Source organism: Natronorubrum bangense (assembly GCF_004799645.1).
In the GTDB taxonomy this organism is placed as follows: domain Archaea; phylum Halobacteriota; class Halobacteria; order Halobacteriales; family Natrialbaceae; genus Natronorubrum; species Natronorubrum bangense.
Window position 1 is genome coordinate 362,256 of the sequence record NZ_CP031306.1, and the last position, 22,036, is coordinate 384,291.

The following is a 22,036-nucleotide window of genomic DNA, read 5'->3' on the forward strand; positions in this document are numbered from 1 at the left end:
CGGGTGCCGTCACTGACCGGTCACGGAGCCACAGGAGCCCGAAGCTTCCATTGTGGGGCAGTCCACACGACAGCGTATGGAGCCATCCGAGGGCAAAACACACAGCGCCGATCTCGAGACGCCGGCACGGGACGTCATCGACCAGGGCCGGGCGTGGATCGACGAACACGAAGCCGAGTTACTCGAGTTCCTCTCCGATCTCGTCTCGCGGCCGAGCGTGACCGGCAGGGAGGGAACACACGACGATCCCGAGTCGGTCGTCGGCTCGCTGTATGCCACGCTCGAGGCGGAGACAGATCGAGCGACACTCGACGTCCAGCGCGTACCCGACGACGACCGTGGCCCCCGGGAGAACTGCTATGCGGTCCTCGAGGGAGCCACCGACGAGCTGTTCGTCTGTACGAGCCACACGGATACGGTCGCACCGGGTGACGACGCTGACTGGCCGGGCACCGACCCCTACGACGTCTCCGTGGGAACGGTCCGCCGGCCCGAGCCGGGAGCTATCGAGCTTACTGTCGACGGACAACGTGAGAGACGCACCATCCGCGACGCCTACGATTGGGTCTGGGACCGTCGTGACGACACCGAACGCGATGTGTTGGTCGGGCGTGGCACCTACGACAACAAGGCATCGGTCGTCTGTCTCGTCGGGGCCTTACGTGCCCTCGAGAGTGCTCTTGGTGACCACACGCTCGGTGGCACGCTCGTCCACGGCCACCTCGTCGGCGAGGAGATCGCCCAGGTCGGCGCGAAAGCGATGGTCGGCCGGGGCGATCGAACCGGCTGGTTCCCCGAGCGATTCCCCGATCCCGAGGGCGCGGTGGTCGTCATGGACGGCTCCTACGGATTCGTGCCCGCGGTCGGCCACCGCGGGCTCGCATGGGTCACTCTCAGTGTCGAGGGCGAGTCGACCCACGCCTCGACGCCGCATCTGGGTTCGAACGCGGTTCTCGAGACGGCCAAAGGGCTGGCGACCGTCGAGGAGCCGTCCTTTCGCGAGGCGATCGCGTCGCCGTTCATCGACGACTCGCTGCTTGGCGAACTCACGGTGGCGGCCGGCACGACAATCATCGGCGGCGACGTCCGGCGTGACCGTGAGGGGAGCCTCGAGCGGGCCGGCGTGAACGCCGTCCCCGACTGGTGTGAGACGACCTTCGACGTGCGCTTTCCCCGGTGGGAGGCGTATCCGAACGACCCCGATGCGATCCGGGCCCACCTCGAGGAAACCATCGCCTCCCACATTGAGGCCGAAGCCGGCGACGTCGACGTGACCGCGACGGTCGACCCTGCCGAGTACTTCCCACCGGTTGCGCTGGCAGACTCTCGCGAGGCAGCACGGGACCATCCGTTTGTCTCGCAAGCGATCGAAGCGGCACGGTCGACGGTCGGCTACGACCCAGGCGTGACCGTCGCCCCCGGGGTGACCGACGCGGCGTCGATCTACTCGGCCACGCGCCTGCCGACGATCGTCGAGTACGGCCCGGCTGGCGCACTCTCTCACGAGCCACTCGAGTTCGTCGAACGCGAGTCCGTCATCGACGGCGCCAAAGCGATGCTCGAGTTGACGATTCGACAGCTCGGCGTGGTTTGAGAGCCGTCACGGTGTATTTTCCCCGAGATTGTGCTTCTGGCGAACTCGAGTCCGGGTAACCATATTCAGTTTCACCTTCGGACAGAGATCGGAGCATTTGCAGGGCAATCGCCATGGCGGGCAAATTCGGCATTTACCTCTTCTCTCGGCCGTCACAGGGCGTTAGACACTCGGCTAGGAACTATCAGAGGCAAAAATGTTAAGCCGTTGTATGATAAGCGGTAACAAATGACTCTCATTTCGATCACCGACGCGGTCGACGACCTCGATTCGGCTGAACTCAAGCACAAGGAGGTGCTCACTGCGGGGCCACTCACCATCGAAGTCGGCAAGTATCCCGCTGACAGTGCCGTCCCGAAGAACTCCCACAACGAAGAGGAACTGTACTACATCCTGTCGGGGTCAGGCAAGCTCCGCGTTGGCGATGACACTCACGAGATTGCGGCGGGTGATCTCGTCTACGTCGAACCCGACCTCGAGCACGACTTTTTCCATATCACCGAGGAGATTACGATCCTGATTGTCCTCGGGCCGTCGGCTAACCCCACCTCGTACGGCATTCGTGAGTGAGACGAGTGAACTCGAGTTCGTCTATGGCACAACTTGCCCCCTCCCGCGTGTGAACTACCCCACCCTCCCTGCTCGCGTCTTCGACGCTCGCTGAGGAAGGGGGCTTAGCACCTCAATTCAGCTAAACTCCTGTCCCATACAGAACATCGAGGAGAATGTCAGTGTTACTCAATACGATTTCGATCAGGTAGGTCAAGACCTGCTGAACTCGCGTTTTCCGAGATCTACAGAAAATCTTGGGATGGAACTACTCTGGTAAATCAATCGGTACATCGATTTTGTATTCATAGAAGACGTTAGAAATAGTCACTCACTTTTGTACAGGGGATTCATCAAGAGCGGTATCGACCGCCGCTGTTAACTCGTCAAGTGGATGGAAAAACCGGTTGCCGGGAGCTATTTGTAACTGTCATCAGCACTCTTCGAATTGCGCCCAAGAGTCATGTCCAGTCGCGTTGTTCGGATAATTCGATAGACGGGCGCGTGCCGCGTGGAATCCACGCGGCTCAACTTGGACAGATTTCGTGAGTTAAGTGATACAGACTACTGTGGTGTCCATTTCCCGCCGTCCTCATGGAACGTTTCTCGCTCGTCAACATCAGCTTTAGCGGCTGTACGGCGTGGTCTTTGATAGCTCAACCCAGCTTCTTTGAGCAACCGTCGACAGCTCGGGATCGAGTATTCGACATCGTACGTTTCGCCAAGATACTGCTGGACCAGCGCCGGGGTCCACGCCGGCGCGTCGACACCAACTTCCTCGGGCGGTTCGTGGACCGCTTTTTCGAACTCTTTTTGCTCTTTTTCTGAGAGCTTCCGTTTCCTCCCAGATCGGTGAGCATCAGTCACGGCGTGCTCGAGCGACTCGTCGGTGTCGAGTCGTTTGAGCCAGCTATAGATCGTCCGTCGCTGAACGTCGTACCACTCAGCTAACTCAGTCTGCGTGACGCCGTTTTTGTACGCTATTGCCGCTAAGAGTCGTTTTGTCGGCTTCTTTCCCTCCACGTTGTCGAGGGCATCTTGCAGTTCCTCGAGGGCGATCTCGTCGAGATGATCCATTGCACTCAATAACAATGTCCGAGTAAAAAGTTTTAACGGTTACTGTAGAGACACACAACTGTGTTAGCAGGAATAGGGTGGCAGGTATCCTCGAGTCCGGGCTGGACAGCGATATGGAAAGGACACCCGCGAATCTGGCTTCAGTCCGGACTACCACGACAGTGGACTACTGGCCGGTGGTAGCAGATTCGTGTTTCGATACAGGAACGTCGCTAGCCACCTCGTCTCCCAGCTGTTGCCAATCGGGAACTCACTCGCTGATGCCAACGACGGTCACGGGACAGGTACTGTTGAGAATAACCGACTGAGTGACACTCCCGAAGACGACCTTCGCAGTCGGTGCCCGTTTTCGCCCGGCCATGACGATCGCATCTGCCTCGAGGTCGTCAGCCAGGCTGATGATTCCATCCGATGGCGGACCGCTAATTTCCCGGTGTTGGACGGCAAACCCGTCTGCTTCGAGTTCTCGGATGGCGACCCGAACGGCTTCCGGACGCTCGACTGGCCGATCGTCTCTCGGTTCGTTCTCGTATGCGTGGGCAACGGTGATCTGGGTCGCATCACGGTCGGCCGGAAGCGACTTGAGATAGTCGAGTTCCATCTGTGCGCGATCGACGTGTTCGTCGACGGGTACAAGTATGTGGTACACGACCGCATATTGATGGTTCAGAGCATAAGTGATTTGTATTATTCCAGATGTGTGATCGAGTTATTCAGTGAGCGTGATCGACTGGAGAGTGTCGAAACGAACGCTTTCAAATGGGATTCGAGTGCAGTGAGTCGTCAAGCCGAGTGTATCCGATAGTTTATCATGGACACCGTCACACAGTATCACTGAGGCCATGACAGAGCCAGTTGCGGAAGCGACAGCAGTAGTGCACGAACCGTCCAGCGAGTTCATCCAATTCGCGAACGTCACCGCGTTCATGGATCGGTACGACATCGAAAATTACACCGAGCTCATCAATCGGACCACGGCCGAGGTACCGGGCGAAGACGAAAGCGGCGTAGAGTGGTTCTGGGACCAACTGATTGACTATCTCGGACTCGAGTTTTACGAACCGTACGAAACGGTCAGAGAAACCAGCGATGGGCCGCAGTTTACGGACTGGTATCCCGGCGGCGAACTCAACATCGCCCACAACGTCGTGGATCGCCATGCCACCCTCGAGAACGAGCGGCGAAACAAAGTGGCGACGATCTGGGAGGGCGAAGACGGCGAGGTCCGGGAGATAACCTACCACGAACTCGACCGGCAGTCGAATCAGGTCGCGAACGCCCTCGAGGACTGCGGCATTGAGACGGGCGATACGGTCGGACTTTACATGCCAATGGTGCCCGAAGTCGTCTCGATCCTCTACGGCTGTTTCAAAGTCGGCGCGATCGCGGTCCCGATCTTCTCCGGCTTCGGTGTCGAAGCGACCGCAACGAGAATCGCCGATTCCGAGTGCAGCGTACTCTTCACCGGCGACGGGTTCCTCCGTCGCGACAACGCCATTTCCCTGAAAGGGGCCGCCGACGAAGCCATCGAGCAAGCGGGCCACGTCGAACGGACGATCGTCTTCGACCGGCTTGGCTCAAGCGACTCCGAGACCGATCGAACCGTCCCCTGGGTCGACGAGCGAGACGAGTGGTGGGCCAACGCCGTCGAATCCCAAGACGACGACTACGAGACGAAATCGCTCGACTCGAGTCAGGAGTCGATGCTCCTCTATTCGTCGGGAACGACGGGGAAACCGAAGGGAATCGTCCACACCCACGCGGGGGCGCTCACACAGGCGGCGAAGGAACTCCATTTCGGCTTCGATCTGAAGCCCGCTGATCGCTTCTTTTGGGTATCCGATATCGGCTGGATGATGGGGCCGTGGACGATGATCGGCGTTCACACGTTCGGCGGAACGATGTTCATGTATGAGGGCGCACCAGACCACCCCAAGCCGGATCGGTTCTGGGAGATGATCGACCGACACGAACTTACTCAGTTCGGCATCTCGCCGACCGCAATCCGCGCGCTGCGAAAGCACGGGAACGAGTGGCTCAAGGGCCACGACCTCTCCTCGCTTCGGCTGCTCGGCTCGACGGGCGAGCCGTGGGACGAGGAGTCGTGGCACTGGTTCTACGAGCACGTCGGCGGCGGTGAGGCACCGATTATCAACATCTCCGGCGGGACCGAGATCATGGGCTGCTTTCTGATGCCCATGCCGACACAGCCGCTGAAACCCTGTACACTCGGCGGCCCCGGCCTCGGGATGGACATCGACATTGTCGACGACACCGGCGCGTCGATCGCGGACGATCACGAACGCGGCTACCTCGTCGCGAGAGATTCCTGTCCATCGATGACGAAATCGCTCTGGTCGGGCGACGACCGCTATCTCACGGAGTACTGGTCGAACTTCGAGGACCTGTGGGATCACGGCGACTGGGCCCAAAAGGACGACGACGGCTGCTGGTTCCTGCACGGCCGTGCCGACGACGCGCTCAACATCGCCGGTCGAAAGGTCGGTCCGGCCGAAATCGAAGACGCACTCATCGACCATTCGGCTGTGAATCAGGCTGCTGCCGTTGGCGTCCCCGACGACACTACTGGAACGGCCGTCGTGTCCTACGTCGTTCTCGAGCCCGGGACGACGCCATCCGATGAGCTTCGCGCGGAACTCCGCAAACGTGTCGGCGTCGAACACGGGAAACCGTTCCGCCCACGAGAAGTCCTGTTCGTGGACGAACTGCCGAAGACACAGTCCGGGAAGATCATCCGCAGAGTTATTTCTAGCATCTATCAGGGAGACGAACCTGGCGATCTGAGTAGTCTCGAAAAACCCGAGGCGTTGGAGTCGATCAAAACGCCTCGATAGCGTCGCTGGTCAGTTTTTCCGTACTCGGTCCGAGACCATCACACCTGAAACGGATTCCACACCGACGCAGCGCCGTCGTGCGATCGATGCACTGATTTTCAGCGGTGACTATCGTTCTGTTTCGTTGACTAGTGAAAAGCAGACACGGATGTGATTCGGCGGCTGAGCGGTGTGCTATGGGTGTGGTGGGTTGTACTAACTCCGTTCGGCGTGGGGCGTAATACCGGCGCTTTCCATCCGTTCGTGGAAGCGTTCCCGGCGGGCCGTTCGTTCCTGTTCGGACATCCGGTCCGGCGTCCAGATTTTTCCTTCCGTCGACTGATGAACGTCGACGCTCTCGACAGCCGGCAGCTGCCCGACTCGCTCGACGATTTCGTCGCTCATAGCGATGAAGTACGTACAGCGCTGGGACGTGAGCAAGAGCGTCACGTCAACATGGCCGCGTTCGTCGATCTCGATTTCCTCGATGAGGCCGAAGTCGACGAGATTGATCGGATGCTCGCTCGCACAGCTACAGGGATCTAGCACGTTCGACAGCGCCGAGCGGACCGCGGCTTTTCGTTCGTCTTCAAACGACTGCTCGGGAGTGATATGACTTGCCATCGTTACACCGTCGTTTCGTACGTCGACCACGGTTCGGGGAACGAGTCCGTCAGTCCCTGCTCTTCGCGCAGCTGTTCCCATCGGTCGCCTTCGATGTTCGATCGGATCTCGTCGGGATCCTTGTCGAGCATGCGCAGTGCGTTCCCTCCGAGAATGTTTCGCTTGTCCTCTTCTGTCACTTCGGGGTAGTCGTATTCAGCCTGGAGATCTTCGGGCATCTCGAAGTTCCAGATTCCCTCGATCGGCGGCTGGGGATGGAGGGCCGTTGCGCCGCTGGAAAAGAGCAGGCGATCGGAGCCGACCCAGTAGAGGAACTCGCCGAGGATCTTCGCGAACTTCCGCGGTCGCGTGTTCACCAGACAGGCGGTGTTCTCTAAGTTGCCGTAGATGTTGTCGTGACTCGCCATCGCGAACGCGGTTTCTTCGAGGAACGAGAACCCAGCGTGGATAATCTCGAAGTTGATGTCCGGGAAAGACAGCGCAGCGTCTTCGACGTCGTCCGTTCGGAAGTATCGGACCGGCGCCGTTGCAAACGGGATGAACTTGTGCATGGCGACGGTGTCGACGTCCGAGTCGGCTGCGGCCTCGAGGATCGGCCAGACCGCGTCCTCGGTTAGCTGCAGCGAGAGATCCTGGCCGTTCTGGTACCGAGATGGGTAGAGCTTGATCCCTTCGACGACATCCCGTTTGGCGTACTCCTCGACCTGATCGACTGCGTCGTCCTCGAGCGGGTTGATGTCGACGTACATCGAGGTACGATCCGGGTTCTGCTCACAGAACTCGAATCCTTTCTCGCGGGAGACGTACCCGTCGTGGAAGTAGTCGTCCAAGGGGAGCGAATGGTAGACGCTGTAATCGATCTGACTCTCGAGAAACAGCAGCCGTGCGAGTTCTTCCGGCTGGTGGTTGCGGTAGAACACGTCTTCCGAGGGCACGTACTCGTCAGGGAGGAGTTTCTCACCGAGTTCGTACGTTTCGTCGTCCCATCGCTGCGCGTGCGGGTGTTTGTGATTCTCCGGCGTGTGGTTGAAGCAGTGGGAGACGGAGTCCACTACAAGGTCGACATTCGCTAACATACGGTATGTTTGTTCCGGGGTATCATTAATAACTGTTTGGGTTTGATCCGATCAGGAGACGACACACTGCTCACAGATCAATCAGGCAGAACAATTAACAGCTACTGCTCGAATGATAGTATCGATGCCGACATCCAGCGAGAAGCCTCTCGATGAGCCGTACGGCTTGTTTATCGACGGGGACGAACGAGTTGCATCGAACGACCAGACGCTCGAGATCATCGATCCAGCGACGGACGAACCGATCACGACAGTCCCTGCCGCGACGAGCGATGACGTCGCGACGGCCGTCGAAACGGCACGGCGAGCCAGCGACGAGTGGCAAGACACGCGACCAAAGGAACGGAGCCGACTCCTGTGCCGTCTCGCAGCGGCGATCCGGGAGGACGAAGAACGACTCGCCCGCATCGAAACGCTCGAGAACGGGAAACCGCTCTCGGCGGCGCGAACGCAGGTGCAACGGGCTGCCAGACACTTCGAGTACTACGGCGGCCTCGCCGACAAGATTCAAGGCGAGAGCATTCCCCTCGACGGCGACCACGTCGATTACACGATCCGGGAACCGCTCGGCGTCTCGGCGCACATCGTCCCGTGGAACGTTCCAATCTATCTCTTCGCGCGCAGCGTCGCGCCCGCGCTCGCGGGCGGAAACACCGCGGTCGTCAAGCCAGCAGAGGAGACGCCCCTCGGTGCACTCGAAATCGCACGACTTGCCGACTCGGTCGGGCTCCCCGAGGGTGTGTTGAACATCGTTCCCGGCGACGGCCTCGAGGCGGGTGACACGCTCGTCGGGAGTCCGGAAGTTGACGTTGTAACGTTCACCGGCTCGGAAGCGACCGGCGTCGAGGTGGCGAAGCGAACAGTCGAACACGTCGCAGATATCCATCTCGAACTCGGCGGAAAGAGTCCGAACGTCGTCTTTCCCGACGCGAGCATCGACCACGCTGTCGACGAGACAATAACGGGGATCTTCTCGAACGCCGGCCAGGTCTGTTCGGCAGGATCGCGGTTGCTGGTCCACGAGACGATCCACGACGAGTTCGTCGATGAACTCAAACGTCGAACCGAGGCGCTGACCGTCGGTCCAGGCGTCGACGACCCCGACGTCGGTCCGCTCGTCTCCGAACAACAGCTTCAGACCGTGACCGAGTATCTCGAGGTCGGACGAGCTGAGGTTGGTGAGCCGGTCGTCGGTGGCGAGACTCTCGATGGGGCGGGCTATTTCGTCGAACCGACCGTGTTCGACGGCGTTGAAAATGACATGCGGATCGCTCGAGAGGAGATCTTCGGACCAGTGCTGACCGTCATCGAGTTCGCGGACGAACAGGAGGCGATCGAACTAGCTAACGAGTCACCGTACGGACTCGTGGCGGGCGTGTTCACCGAAAACGTCGGCCGCGCCCACCGGTTTGCGCGTGACGTCGATGCGGGACAGATCTACGTCAACGAGTGGTTCGCCGGCGGCAACGAAACACCGTTCGGGGGCTTCAAACGGAGTGGGATCGGCCGCGAAAACGGTGTTCAGGCGATCGACAACTACACGCAACTCAAAAACGTCTGTCTCAATATCGCATCGCGGGACTGAGAGGAACTCTCCCTCGCGAACAGGGTCATCGCCACGCCGATGCGGCGTTCGGACGGCGACCGAAACACGAACTTATTATTGCATGCGGACCATCCGCACACATGACGGCCTATCCAAGGCGCTTAGAACTATGACTGGAAGACTGGAACATACAACGGCACTGGTAACCGGCGCATCGTCGGGGAACGGACGTGCAATCGCTCGCCGATTCGCCGAAGAGGGAGCAAACGTCACCATCGCGGACGTCCGCGAGGACCCGCGACTCGGCGGCGAACCGACACACGAACTGATCACGGCGAACGGTGGGAACGCACAGTACGTCGAAACGGACGTCACGTCCATCGACGACATCCGAAATGCGATCGACCGGACCGTCGAGGCGTACGGCTCGCTGGACGTGATGGTCAACAACGCCGGCGTCGAACGACAGCTCCCGATCGTCGAGGCGACCGAAGAGGACTTCGAATGGCTGATGGACATCAACCTCAAGGGAGTCTATTTCGGCTGTCAGGCCGCGATCAAGGAAATGCAAACACAGGCTGATGGCGGCTCGATCGTGAATATGTCCTCGATTGCGGGTCTGCGCGGCCTCGAGAACTCCTCGCTGTACTGTACGTCGAAAGGCGGCGTGACGAACCTGACTCGAGAGCTCGCGATCGAACAGGGACCACACGATATCCGCGTCAACGCGTTAAATCCGGGGCTTATCGAGACGGCGATGACGACGAAAGACGGCGACACTGCCGGGGGACTTGTCGAGAACACGCCGCTCGGTCGGCCGGGGCAACCTGAAGAGGTCGCAGACGCCGCACTGTTTCTGGCGAGCGAGGAAGCATCGTTCGTGACCGGACAGAACATCGTCGTCGACGGCGGGTTCACTGCCTGATCGGCGGCCACGATCCCCGTTCGAACGGAGTGCAGTTTTAACTTTTGCAGGCTAAGTCCCCGTCCTCAAGGAGCAACGCAGCGAACACTGTGAGCGAGTAGCGCAGTAGGGCGGGGATACAGCCGTACGCTATTCCGATACAACCACAGAAACGCAACACAGCATAATACTTTTAGTTTTGGTTACCCAATATAGGAACGAACCCAATGGAATACGACCTCGACACAGGAGCGCACTCCGTGTACTCCCTGCACTACCACCTTGTTCTCGTCGTGAAATACCGACAGAACGTGTTCACAGCGGAACGAACGGAGTTCCTTCACGAGGTCGCCAACGGGTTTGCAGACAACTACGGCGTCGAAATCAAAAATCTCGAAGCCGACGAAGACCACGTCCACATCGTTTTCAAGGCTGAACCCACCACAGACCTCGCCAAGTTCGTCAACGTCCTCAAAGGAGCATCAGCCCGACGCATCCGCAACGAGTACGAAGACGAACTGGACGACAAACTGTGGGGTGACCAATTCTGGTCGAACTCGTACTGTCTCATCAGTACGGGACAGGTCTCGCTGGATGTACTGAAAGAATACGTCGAGAACCAACGCTCGGCAGGTGATGACGAATGATGCTGGATGCAGAGAAGACTATCGTTGCCAAGATACGCACCGACGAGCTAACTCAGACGAAGCAAGAGGCACTCGACTACGAGTTCAGCGAGTTCCAAGCCTACATCCGAGGCGATGACGACGCCGACCTGTACTCCGCCACGAAGCAAGCTGCCGATGCGTACATCGACACAGAGAACCTGCGAGACGACCACGAGTACCCATGGTTCATCCGCAATGACGTGTTCGATGTTGAGCAGCACGACACCAAGTTAGCGGACTGGTGGATGAAGATTCCAGTTTCGCAGGTGTACGGCGGAGTCAACGTTCCAATCAATCCGCACGAATCGATTCCTGACGACGCTAAAGTGAAAGACTCGAAAATTGTCAAGGAAGATGGCGAGTACTACGCTCACCTCTCGATAAAACAGAACGTCGAGTTGAAGGATGAGTATGATGGTGTTCTCGCTGTGGATTTAGGCTCTCGATGGGTTGCAGTGTCGGTGGCACTGCCCTCTCGGGACACCACGTTCTACGGCGAAGAGATTCGGCAACTACGCCGACACCATCAGGAACTCCGCACTCGACTCCAAGAGAAGGGAGCATACGAGACGCTCGTGTCCGCAAAGGATAGCGAGTGGCGTGCGATTGATGACCGACTCCACAAGATTAGCCGACAGATTGTTGAGGACGCTAAGGGGCGGAATGCTCTCATCGTCATCGGGAATCTCGAAGGTATTCAGAATCAGGATATGGGGTCGGAGATGAACCGTCGGTTGCACTCGATGCCTCACTACACGCTAACTCAGTACATCAAGTACAAGGCACGATTCGCTGGAATTGGCGTGAAGATTGTAGACGAGTACAATACCAGTCAGACGTGCTGGCGGTGTGGTGAGAAAGAGAATACGGAGCGAGTCGGTCAGGGTCGGCATCTTTGCGATGAGTGTGGATTGGACGATAACGCTGACAAGAACGGTGCGACGAATATTGGAAAGAAAGGACTGGGTAAGGACATTCAGAGCCCGCTATCCAGTCTCGGGGGCATGTATGAACCGTCCCTTGAACTGGGCGACGATGACGAGACCGCTGCACAGGTTCGTGTACGTCTCAGAGTTGACTCAGAAACCCCATCCTCAACGAGCGAGTTCGCAGGACGAGCGAAGTAGGGTGGGGTAGTTCATTAACTAGGCACCTCGAGTATCTCTGTATGCTACACGCAGAGGGACCACTCCTCACCGTAGACGTCAGTACGCAGACGAGCGAGCAAACAGCCATTGACACTATCCTCGAGCGATTCATCGGCGGGCGTGGCGTTGGCACTGCACTTGCCCACGAGCGCGTGCCCTTCGACGCCGACCCGTTCGGGCCGGAGAACAGCCTCTTTTTCACGACAGGGCCGATGCAGGCGTCGACTATGAGCTTCACCGGACGGATGAACTGTACCGGGATCTCGCCACAAACGGACCGGCTGCTCTCATCGAACGCGGGCGGGTTCATGTCTCGAAACTTCGCCGCAACGGGCAACGCTGCCGTCGAAATCACCGGCCAGAGCGACGAACTCCTGATCGTTCACGTGACTGATGAGGGTGTCGAGTTCGAAGCCGTCCCGGAGCTAGAAGACGCGACGGTTCCCGAGGTGACGACGTATATCGACGAAACGCATGGGCTGTCGTCAGAACACGTGGCCTGTATCGGCCCAGCGGGTGAACGACGCGTCCGGTTCGCCTCGATCATGACGACCGAAAGCCGCGCGTTCGGGCGCGGCGGTCTCGGTGCCGTCCTCGGTTCGAAAAACGTCAAGGCAATCACCTTCGACGGCGACTCGGCGCCGGATATCGAGGTGCCACAGATACAGATGGATGTCCACCGTGACGCCGCGACGTCGGACCACATCATGAAACGCCAGGGAACGACGAGCGTCACCGATCTCGCAAACGAAGTTGAGGCTCTCCCGACGCGCTACTTCTCGGAGCTCTCGTTCGAGGGTGTCGAGGGGATCAACGGCGATGCCGTCGAAGACCGCAAATACACGCGTGGGACCTGTTCTGCGTGTGCGTTCGCGTGCAAACTCCCGACGAAAGACGACGAGCGCGGGGTCGAGACCGAAGGCCCCGAGTACGAGACCGTCATGTCCTTTGGCTCGAACTGTGCGGTCGACGATATCGTCGACGTCATGCAGTCGAACGAGCTCTGTGACCGCTACGGGATGGACACGATCACCTGTGGAAACGTCGTTGCGGCCTATCTGGCATCCGAGGACGAGTTCGGCAACGTCGAGTTGATCCACGACCTCGTCGCCGATATCGCCCATCGAGACGGCGTCGGTGACCGCCTCGCGGAAGGCATCGAGCGGTTCCACGAGGAGTTCGAGGTCGAGAACTGGACGGTCAAAGGGCTCGATTTTGCCGCCCACGACGGCCGCACGCTTCACGGACAGGGATTGTCCTACGCCGTCGCCAACCGCGGCGCAGACCACATGTTCTCGACGATGTACGCCTGGGAGTACCCACTCGTCGACGCCGACGATGCGCTCGAACCGACCGGCCTCGAGGGGAAACCCGCGGTCGTCATCGAACAGGAAAACGCCCGCGCACTGGAGGACTGTGGGATCGTCTGTCGGTTCTCGCGGAGCTTTATGACGCCGGATCGGTTCGAGGGGCTGTTCGACGCCGAGTACGAGTCCCTACTCGAGATCGGATCACGTGTCGTCACGCTCGAGCGCCACTTCAACAGCCAGCGTGGGTTCGACCGTGACGACGACTCATTGCCCTATGAGCTCCCTGCGTTCGAGGACGCCTTAGACGAGTACTACGATCGTCGAGGATGGGCGCGTGACGGAACCGTTACGACCAGTCACGCGACAGAGATGCTCGCCGACGACTAAACGGAAACCGGAGGGGCTGACGACAGGCATTCTGAGAGCTGGTTTTTGGACGACCAACACGATTCGTCTCGTCGGGTAACAGGGTCTCGAGGACAGTCGCCAGTCGACAAGAGAACGTACCGACCGATGTGGTGAACCCGTACCGTCCGGTACAGCGAACACAGTGTTCGAAATCGAACAGACGGTGGGTCGCCGACTGCGCTACTTGACCACGTCGATCTTCCGTCGGTCGATCGAGAGCGCAACGGCGACGACAACGACGACGCCGAGGATAATCTCCTGAACGAAGGGGTCGACTGCGGTCAGGTTCATCCCGTTTTGCAGGACGGCGATGACGAGGACGCCGAGGATCGTTCGGTGTGGGCCACCAACGCCGCCGGTCAGTGCGGTCCCACCCATGACGATTGCGGCAATGCTCGGTAACAGGAGGTCCGTCCCCGCGTCGGGCGAAGCCGACGACAGCCGAGCGGCGAGTAAGAACCCCCCGATCGCACACAGGAGTCCGGAGAGCACGAACGGGTAGATCTTGTACCGATCCACTTTCGCGCCGGAGAGTTCGACGACGCGCTCGTTTTCACCCAGCGCATAGCAGTACCGGCCGAACTTCGTTCGCAACGCGAGGAAGACGGTCCCAAGGTAGATCAGGACCGACCAGAAGACGAGATTCGGGATACCGGGGAGGTACTCACCGGTGGCGATCCCCCGAATCGCATCGTTTCTGAAGTTGATGCTCGAGCCGCCCGTGAGGATCAAAGCGATACCCGTCATCACGGACATCGTGCCGAGCGTGACCAGAAACGACGGGACCTTCAGTTTGGCGAACACGTAGCCGTTTGCAAAGCCCGCAAGCATCCCCGCTAGGAGGACCATCGGGATCGCCAGGAACCCGAACTGCGCGACTAAGATTACGGTGAGCACGCCGGACAGATTAACCAGTGCAGCCACCGAGAGGTCGATACTCTGCTGGAGGATCGGGAACGTCCCTGCCAGCGCAACCAGCAAGAGCAACGCGCTATTCACCGCAACGTTGTTGATCAGGTTCCCGTACGTGAGGAAGTTACTACTGAGGATACTAAACAGAATCATCAGGCCGAAAAGCATCACGAATGGCCCGAGATCGATGATCCAGTCCTGTCGCGTCCGCTGTTCTCGTTGTTCGTGCCACCAGTTTCGAATAGTATCTGTTGGGTTGTTTGTACTCATATTAGACCATCAGCTGGATTAGCTCCTCCTCGGTTGGTTTCGCGTCGGGCGAGGCATCGATCGGTTCATCGGCAAACGAGCCGTCTTGCATAACCGCAATTCGGTTCGATAAGCCGATCACCTCTGGGAGTTCGTCGCCGATAAGAACGATCGAAATCCCCTCTTCAGTCAACTCCCGGCACAGGCGATACACTTCTTCTTTCGCACCGACATCGATACCTCGGCTCACGTTGTCCATCACCAGTACCGGTGTTTCGTGGGCCAGCCATCGGGCAATGACCACCTTCTGTTGATTGCCGCCACTCAGCCCGTGAACGAGCGAGTTCGCACTTGGTGTTTTGATATTTAAGTCCTCGATCGTCTCTTCGGTAATCGATGACTCCGCTTTCGTGTCGAGAAACGGCAGGCGTCCGTACATATCACGGACCATCGCAAGTGATGTGTTCTTCAACACGGACTGGTACAGCAACAGTCCCTCGGACTTGCGATCTTTGGGAATGTATCCGACACCAGCATCAACCATATCCACCGGAGAGTCCGGTTGCACCTCATCTCCCAGAACAGAGAGTGTCCCGTCAGTCGCTGGCGTGTCTCCAGCGAGGATTCTGCCGAGACGTTCTTTTCCGGAGCCCTCAACGCCGACGATCCCGAAGATCTCCCCACGCCGAACCGAAAACGAAACCGGCCCGATCTCGTCTTCGTGTTGCAGGTCGTTCGCTTCGAACACGGGATCACCAAGGTTTGATTCTCGTCGCTGATCAGGAACGCGATAGTACGCTGCAGACGTTTCTCGCCCGACCATACTCTGCTGGAGGGCATCCTGTGTCGCCTCGTCGGTCTCGTATTCGTCGACCAGTTCCCCGTCTTTTAGCACGTAAATCCGGTCCGTAATTTCGAGGACCTCATCGAGCTCGTGCGAGACGAACACGAAGGTCGCTTCGTTCCGGAGGTCGTTGATCAGATCGAACAGCAGCTCACGGCCGTCTTCTTCGAGTCCCGCAGTCGGTTCGTCGAGGAGGATAACCGGATTCTCCGCTTTGCTCGAGACATGAAACGACTTCGCAATCTCGAGCATCTGTCGCTCGTTGAACGAATAATTCTTCACGAACTTGTCGACGTCGATATCGATACCGAGATCGTCGACGAACGACTGGGCATCGCTGCTCATCTCGTCCATTCGCAACAGCCCCATCGATTCACGCTCTCGTCCTAAAAAGAGGTTTTCGTACCCTCTGAAATGCGTGATGACGTCTTGTTCCTGATGAACCAGCGAGACACCGTACGATGCGGCTTCCTGTGGACCGGCGAACGTAACCGGTTGATCGTCTCTGTACAGCTGCCCTTCGTCAGGGTCCAGTACCCCCGTGAGAATGTTGAGGAGCGTACTCTTGCCGGCGCCGTTCTCACCGACGAGTCCGACCACCTCACCCGTGTTGAGTTCGAGGGAGACGTCAGTCAGCGCATCGACGTGTCGAAACGATTTCGAGATGTTTTCGACGCGCAGGCTCGTTTCCCGAGTGGTCGGTGGGTCAGTGTCGACAGCGTTCGTTGGTCCGGTATCCATGCTTTTCTCACTCATAGTTACTCGAGTGGGTTACTGTTGAACTGTTCGTCGTACAGTGCCTGCACAGTAGACAGTTCATCGTCATCGTCGTAGACGCTCGGCAACGAATAATCGTCGCTGCGATCGTCGTCGTCCCATTCGAGCAGTTCTTCGATATCCGCTCGTCCCATCGGACTCATCCCGATCTGTGGGTCCCACGCGTCCTCGCCGGATTCCGCTTTCGACATCAGTTCCCAGTCGTACGGCGTTTCGCCGTCGAAAATGTCCGCTTCATACTGATCGACTTCAATGATGGGGAGTTCAATTTCGTCACCGATCCGATCACTCCACTCGTCCGGATCGTTGACGACCAGCGGTGCGTTGAACGACATCATTCGTTCCGCGTCGGTCAGTTCGTATCCTTGGATGAAGTCGTGGGCTTTGGCAACCGACCAACCTGCCTGCCACGGCCCCATCCCGGAGACACTGCCAACCATCCGACCATCTCGAATGCGTTCTAGCGCCGGTTCGGTCGCGTCGATTCCGACGACCGGAACATCGTAGCCGGCCTCCTCGAGTCGCTGTAATCCGCCGATCGCGACGTCGTCGTTCTGTCCGAAGAAGCCCTCGATGTCGTCTCCGTGCGTCGAAATGAGGTCGGACATCGCATCCCGAGCATCCGTTCGGATGAAGTTCCCTTGGAGTACCGGCTCGAGCCGTTCGATGTCGGGATACTCTTCGAGAGCCAACTCTAGTCCGGCGTTCCGACCGGTGTTCGGAGCTGTGCCGCGATTGCCTTCGATGTGGACGAATGATCCCTCACCACCCATTTCCTCGAACAAGACCTTTGCAGAGGTGTAGGCGTGATTGACGAAGTGAGGTGTGAAAAACTGCACGTATTCGGGTCCGGCGTCAAGTGGCGTATACCAGTCGGCGATCGTCACAGCGAGAATTGTCGGCACACCACCCTGAACACACGTCTCCGCAAGCGAAATCGCTGCTGCGTTCGTGTACGTCTGGCCGACGATCATATCGGCCATGTTCGAAACCGCGGTATCGAACTGCGACTGTTGCTGGTCGACGTTCCCCCCATTCGTCTGTAGGTTCGTCTTGTAGCCGAACGCTTCACACGCCTCTTCATACCCCCTCTGCCACGACAGCCAGTATGAGTTCTCGAGGTTCGCGACCGAGCCGACGGCCTCTGGGTCCTCGTCACCGCTTCCAACACATCCTGCAAGTCCTGCGAGTCCAGCCGCAGCACTCCCAGCGACCGTAGTTTTTACAAAATCCCGTCTAGTCTGTTCGGTGTTATGCTTCACCATGCTTCTCCGTTACTCTGTCTATGGTGGTGGTATAAATAATTTTGGGTGATTATCTATGAGGATCTGTAATCGCACTCACTCGGCTTCAGTCGAGTCAGGTTCCAGCGTCGACGGACGGACGGCTTCGAACTGGCTCAGTACATGACCTTCCCAGCGGAAACGTTGAGGTCCTGTCCGGTAATTCGCTCGGACTCGTCGGAGCAGAGAAACGCTGCTAACTCGGCGATATCCTCCCGCTCGACCAGTTCACCGCGCGGACTTTCCGACTCCGCAGCCTGGCGAACGTCTTCGTAGGATTGACCGGTCGACTCCGCCTTTTGCTCGAACACTCGTCTGATACGCGGCCCGTCAACTGATCCCGGACAGATCGCGTTGACGTTAATATTGTACTCACCAACTTCCGCTGCGAGTGTTCGTGTAAACCCAATCAGTCCCATCTTTGTCGCCGCATACGGTGTTCGTTGCTCGAGTGGGCGCTTGCCCGTAACAGAGGCCACGTTGACGATTCGGCCGTACTGTTGTGCTTTCATCACTGGAAGCACCTCCTTGCAGGCAAAGAACGGCCCGCGAAGATTGACGTCGATCGTATCGTCCCACTCCTCGACGGAGACTTCCTCGCAGGACGCAGTTGGGCCGGCGATACCTGCGTTGTTCACCAGAATGTCGATGCTCTCGAACTCCTCGAGTGCGGTGTCAATGCTCGACTGGACGCTTTCGTAGTGTTTGAGATCGGTATACTGGTCGATTGCCCGCTGTCCTTCCGATTCGATGAGCGATACTGTCTCTTCCATTCCGCCTTCGTCGATTCCTGCGAGGACGACATCGGCGCCGTCTTTCGCTAATTCGACAGCGATCGCTTGTCCAATTCCACGGCCACCACCAGTAACTACTGCTGTGCTATCCGAACGCATGTATGAAAGACGCCCATTCTAGTATAAAAACTTACTGTCGACCACAGATGAGGAGGTCACTCGGTAACCGCTATTTCATCATCGTCCGTCGTCAGGAGCCGGTAGCAGGCCTCTACTGGCAGTTCAAGAGCCTGCGTCATGCATCGATCTTCAGCGGACCGGAACATATAAATACAAGAGTGCAGATCTGAGACGTATGCCATACAGTGGCTATCAGGACTACTTTGACAGAAAGCTGATCATCAGCGTCGCAACGACCGGCGGCCATCACGGCAAAGAGGCAAACCCGAACCTCCCGCTCAAGCCGGAAGAGATCGCTCGAGACGTCCGTGACTGTGAAGAAGCAGGGGCATCGATCGTGCATATTCACGCCCGAACCGACGACGGTGAGACGACCAAAGATCTCGAACGATACCAAGCGATACGAGACGCCATCGACGAGTACTGCGATGATATCCTCGTCAACTTCACCACCGGTGGCGGCGGCATCTATTCCAGGGAGGAACGGATCGCACCGATCCTCGAGACCGAGCCGCGACCGGATATGGCGACCGTCGATATCGGGCCGATGAACTTCGGACAGACGCGAACGGCGATCAATCCACGCGAGCAAAATGAGGAGTACGCCGATCAGATGCGAGAAGCAGGTGTCAAGCCAGAACTCGAGATCTTCAATCCGGGGCACATCCCGGAGATGCAGCATCTCATCGACGAAGACCTGCTCGATGCACCGTACTGGTGTACACTCATCTTGGGCATGCAGACCGGGACACCCGCCCATCCACGGAATCTGATCAACCTCGTGGACAACCTTCCGGACCCCGTCGAGTGGCAAGCGCTTGCGGTTGGTCGCCACCAGCTTCCGCTGACGACGATGGCGATTACACTCGGCGGACACGTACGGGTCGGCATGGAAGACAACATCTACTATCGAAAAAACGAGTTGGCGGAGAGCAACGCACAACTCGTCCGTCGCACTGCCCGAATCGCAGAAGAGTTAGAACGCCCGATTGCGTCTCCAGCTGAGGCGCGTGAGATGCTTGGAATAGAGTGAAACTCAGTATCGCTGACGAGCAGCTGCGGTACGAACGCACCGGCCGAGACTAGCCGGTGAACTATTCCGGAGAGGCGAATGATATATACGAAATCTAATTATGTGATCGACCCCTGTCACGCCTACGTAATTCTCGAGTTACAGTTTCATTGGAATGTCTTTCAGATCTGAATCCGACATCCCACACCGTGTCCGAAGGGACGCAAACGGTGCAACTCGTTTTTCATTATCAATAAACAGTTTTCGAGGGTGTCGAACCCGCCATGTAGGAAGTTCTCTTTCGAGATTGGGTTCAGATCTACGTATCGTTGAGAGGGTCTCTCGTTGTTCTGATCGGCCATCGAAAGACGAAACCGATACCCCATTCGCAAGAGGCGAATTTTATATAGGTGGCACACTACGGAACTCATATGGACCACACAGAAAATCGTGAACTACAGACGACCACTATCTCGCTCAGAGTCGTAGAGAAGCTTCGAGAGTTGGATGGTGGCCGAGTAACGGAACTGGCCGATGAACTCGAGCTCGCACCGAGTACTGTCCATTCACACCTGTCAACGTTGCTGTCGAACGGCTACGCGGTCAAACAGGGTGATGAGTATTACCTCAGCCTTCGGTTTCTCGATCACGGCGACTACGTTCGGAACAGAAAAAAAGCCTACAGAGTCGCGGCGTCGTATACCGATCAACTCGCAGAAGAAACTGACTGCCGGGCGGTGTTTGCCGTCGAAGAAAACGGACGCGGCGTCTACATTCACACGTCGTCGGGCAAACACGCAGTCTGGACGTATTCGACCGTCGGCAAACAGTTCAATCTCCATCAAACCGCGTCTGGAAAGGCTATTCTGTCGAAACTGCCACACAGTACAGTCATGGAGATCATTGAGCAGCGAGACCTTCCTGCAGCGACGGAAAACACCATCACTGATGAGGAAACTCTCTTGGACCAACTCGACACGATTCGCGAGAGAGGAATCGCGTTCAATTATGAAGAACAACTTGATGGAATCAAGGCGGTTGGTGTCCCCGTAAACGGCTCCGATAACCGTGTTGTCGGGGCATTCAGCGTTGCCAGTCCGGCCAACCGGCTCACCGACGATCGATTCGAAGAGGCGATTCCGAATATTCTACTCGGTGTCGCAAACGAGTTCGAACTCGAGATCTCCATGTCGTGATTCCATCCCGCGATAGGATTACAGCCATATGTGTGTAAATCAGCTCGATCGAATGGCGTACCCCACCGGCGATTGTATTTACACACATACTATTGTAAAGGGTTGAATAGGGGAACGGTGGTAGAGTGAGATATAGTATCCGTTAGAAGTTTTTACTCAAATAGTGTTGTGGGAGTAGTGGATCATCTCGACGAGATCGCTGTCGAGGAGATGCTGAGGTGACTTCTCCCACGACTAAAGTCGTGGGCTTCCCTCACTGAGGGTTAGGCCCACGTCTTCCGGGGAGTTCGCAGGTTCCATCTCACCGTTGATTCCCTCGAGTACGACCTGCGTTTCGGGCTGAGCCACAACAGCCCCCACCGTCGATAGCGGGCTCTGAATGTCCTTACCGACGGCTCGTTTCCCGATGTTCGACGCACCATTCTTGTCGCCGTTGTCCTCTAACCCACACTCGTGGCACTCGACACGGCCCTGGACCTCACGACTCGTGTTCTGCGAGGGTTGCCCGTGATGAACAGGTGGACGTGGTCGGGCTGGATTGCCAGTCGGAGGATGGTGAGGTCGAACTCGTCGGCTTTTGCCTCGACGAGTTGTTGGAGGCGGTCGGCAACCTCGTCCGTTAACACCGGCTTGCGGTATTTCGGACACCACACGAAGTGGTAGTGGAGGTTGTGAACCGACGTTCGCTCTCGACTGTACCCTCGTGGCATACCGTTAGATAGAAATCAAACTGTCTGGACAACGCGACTGGACGTGGCTGCTGGGCCCGATCACCGAGGACGGTGATCGCTTTTCTCTCGATTCGAAGCGTGTTGGAGACAACTTCAATCAGCACTTAGCAACCGGTTCTTCGACTCGCTACCTGCACTTACAACAGCGGTCGATACCGCTCTTGATCAACTCTCGCTGCCAGAGGTGAGTGGTTATTTCTAACGACCACTGTAGTTGCCTGTCATTCGAGTTATCGAGTCACGGATCTCCCTTCGAGACTTCGAGTCGACGCTCGAGGGTGCAGTCACGACCGTTCCAGCGTGCCGCCTCGAGTGAGGTGATTCTTCGTGGTAAGTCACCGTCGTCTAGTGATTCACTAGCTGTGAAAATTTCGGGAAAG

Annotated in this window: 17 protein-coding genes and 3 pseudogenes; 11 read left to right on the forward strand and 9 right to left on the reverse strand. The window is 57.8% G+C overall.

Annotation, left to right across the window (positions count from 1 at the left end; translation table 11 throughout):
- Nucleotides 1–76: 76 nt before the first annotated feature.
- Nucleotides 77–1,594 carry a M20 family metallopeptidase gene (locus tag DV706_RS17160; protein WP_006065825.1) on the forward strand — a complete coding sequence of 506 codons (1,518 nt, stop codon included), beginning with the start codon at nucleotides 77–79 and terminating at the stop codon, nucleotides 1,592–1,594.
- A 228-nt stretch (nucleotides 1,595–1,822) separates the two neighbouring features.
- Nucleotides 1,823–2,164 (forward strand): cupin domain-containing protein, encoded by a 342-nt coding sequence (locus DV706_RS17165; RefSeq protein WP_006065824.1) that lies wholly within the window; start codon nucleotides 1,823–1,825, stop codon nucleotides 2,162–2,164.
- A 443-nt stretch (nucleotides 2,165–2,607) separates the two neighbouring features.
- On the opposite strand, the pseudogene DV706_RS17170 reads toward DV706_RS17165, so the two are convergent.
- Both DV706_RS17170 and DV706_RS17175 read right to left on the reverse strand, forming a co-directional pair.
- Nucleotides 2,608–3,220: pseudogene (locus DV706_RS17170) on the reverse strand (IS630 family transposase); the annotation flags it as partial.
- Between the two features lie 250 nt (nucleotides 3,221–3,470).
- Entirely contained in the window at nucleotides 3,471–3,869 is a 399-nt protein-coding gene (locus DV706_RS17175) for a universal stress protein (RefSeq protein ID WP_006065822.1), read from the reverse strand.
- 193 nt (nucleotides 3,870–4,062) lie between these two features.
- On the opposite strand from DV706_RS17175, the gene DV706_RS17180 reads away from it, so the two are divergent.
- The gene (locus DV706_RS17180; RefSeq protein WP_006065821.1) at nucleotides 4,063–6,075 is read left to right on the forward strand and encodes an AMP-binding protein; all 2,013 of its coding nucleotides are present in this window, start codon (nucleotides 4,063–4,065) and stop codon (nucleotides 6,073–6,075) included.
- A 195-nt stretch (nucleotides 6,076–6,270) separates the two neighbouring features.
- Here the strand turns inward: DV706_RS17180 and DV706_RS17185 are convergent, their stop codons facing one another.
- Nucleotides 6,271–6,678 (reverse strand): metal-sulfur cluster assembly factor, encoded by a 408-nt coding sequence (locus DV706_RS17185; protein WP_006065820.1) that lies wholly within the window; start codon nucleotides 6,676–6,678, stop codon nucleotides 6,271–6,273.
- 2 nt (nucleotides 6,679–6,680) lie between these two features.
- Nucleotides 6,681–7,754 carry an amidohydrolase family protein gene (locus DV706_RS17190; RefSeq protein ID WP_049889753.1) on the reverse strand — a complete coding sequence of 358 codons (1,074 nt, stop codon included), beginning with the start codon at nucleotides 7,752–7,754 and terminating at the stop codon, nucleotides 6,681–6,683.
- A 124-nt stretch (nucleotides 7,755–7,878) separates the two neighbouring features.
- Between DV706_RS17190 and DV706_RS17195 the strand changes: the two genes are divergently transcribed.
- From DV706_RS17195 to DV706_RS17215, 5 genes are all read left to right on the forward strand, one after another.
- Complete coding sequence (locus DV706_RS17195; protein ID WP_006065818.1) at nucleotides 7,879–9,339, forward strand: aldehyde dehydrogenase family protein; 1,461 nt, start codon at nucleotides 7,879–7,881, stop codon at nucleotides 9,337–9,339.
- A gap of 130 nt (nucleotides 9,340–9,469) precedes the next feature.
- Nucleotides 9,470–10,225 (forward strand): SDR family NAD(P)-dependent oxidoreductase, encoded by a 756-nt coding sequence (locus DV706_RS17200; RefSeq protein ID WP_006065817.1) that lies wholly within the window; start codon nucleotides 9,470–9,472, stop codon nucleotides 10,223–10,225.
- A gap of 206 nt (nucleotides 10,226–10,431) precedes the next feature.
- Nucleotides 10,432–10,851 carry an IS200/IS605 family transposase gene (gene tnpA, locus DV706_RS17205; protein ID WP_006068041.1) on the forward strand — a complete coding sequence of 140 codons (420 nt, stop codon included), beginning with the start codon at nucleotides 10,432–10,434 and terminating at the stop codon, nucleotides 10,849–10,851.
- Nucleotides 10,851–11,999, forward strand: a complete 1,149-nt coding sequence (locus DV706_RS17210; RefSeq protein ID WP_240756910.1) for an RNA-guided endonuclease InsQ/TnpB family protein — start codon at nucleotides 10,851–10,853, stop codon at nucleotides 11,997–11,999. Before tnpA (DV706_RS17205) ends, DV706_RS17210 begins: the two co-directional genes overlap by 1 nt.
- Nucleotides 12,000–12,040: 41 nt before the next feature.
- Complete coding sequence (locus DV706_RS17215; protein WP_006065816.1) at nucleotides 12,041–13,717, forward strand: aldehyde ferredoxin oxidoreductase family protein; 1,677 nt, start codon at nucleotides 12,041–12,043, stop codon at nucleotides 13,715–13,717.
- 201 nt (nucleotides 13,718–13,918) lie between these two features.
- Here DV706_RS17215 and DV706_RS17220 read toward each other — a convergent pair whose 3' ends face one another.
- The 4 genes from DV706_RS17220 to DV706_RS17235 form a co-directional block, all read right to left on the reverse strand.
- Entirely contained in the window at nucleotides 13,919–14,818 is a 900-nt protein-coding gene (locus DV706_RS17220) for an ABC transporter permease (RefSeq protein ID WP_049889752.1), read from the reverse strand.
- A gap of 103 nt (nucleotides 14,819–14,921) precedes the next feature.
- Nucleotides 14,922–16,499 (reverse strand): sugar ABC transporter ATP-binding protein, encoded by a 1,578-nt coding sequence (locus DV706_RS17225; RefSeq protein WP_206537761.1) that lies wholly within the window; start codon nucleotides 16,497–16,499, stop codon nucleotides 14,922–14,924.
- A 2-nt stretch (nucleotides 16,500–16,501) separates the two neighbouring features.
- Nucleotides 16,502–17,785 (reverse strand): sugar ABC transporter substrate-binding protein, encoded by a 1,284-nt coding sequence (locus DV706_RS17230; protein ID WP_006065813.1) that lies wholly within the window; start codon nucleotides 17,783–17,785, stop codon nucleotides 16,502–16,504.
- Nucleotides 17,786–17,919: 134 nt separating this feature from the next.
- Complete coding sequence (locus DV706_RS17235; RefSeq protein ID WP_006065812.1) at nucleotides 17,920–18,696, reverse strand: SDR family NAD(P)-dependent oxidoreductase; 777 nt, start codon at nucleotides 18,694–18,696, stop codon at nucleotides 17,920–17,922.
- A 196-nt stretch (nucleotides 18,697–18,892) separates the two neighbouring features.
- On the opposite strand from DV706_RS17235, the gene DV706_RS17240 reads away from it, so the two are divergent.
- Both DV706_RS17240 and DV706_RS17245 read left to right on the forward strand, forming a co-directional pair.
- A complete protein-coding gene (locus DV706_RS17240) occupies nucleotides 18,893–19,750 on the forward strand; it encodes a BKACE family enzyme (RefSeq protein ID WP_006065811.1) in 858 nt (285 codons plus the stop codon).
- Between the two features lie 410 nt (nucleotides 19,751–20,160).
- On the forward strand, nucleotides 20,161–20,925 hold the full coding sequence (locus DV706_RS17245) for an IclR family transcriptional regulator (protein WP_006065810.1): 765 nt from the start codon (nucleotides 20,161–20,163) through the stop codon (nucleotides 20,923–20,925).
- A gap of 497 nt (nucleotides 20,926–21,422) precedes the next feature.
- Here DV706_RS17245 and tnpA (DV706_RS17255) read toward each other — a convergent pair.
- Nucleotides 21,423–21,635 (reverse strand): annotated as a pseudogene (tnpA, locus tag DV706_RS17255) (IS200/IS605 family transposase); the annotation flags it as partial.
- Between the two features lie 14 nt (nucleotides 21,636–21,649).
- Here tnpA (DV706_RS17255) and DV706_RS17260 point away from each other — a divergent pair.
- Nucleotides 21,650–21,858, forward strand: a pseudogene (locus DV706_RS17260) (IS630 family transposase); the annotation flags it as partial.
- Between the last annotated feature and the right edge of the window lie 178 nt (nucleotides 21,859–22,036).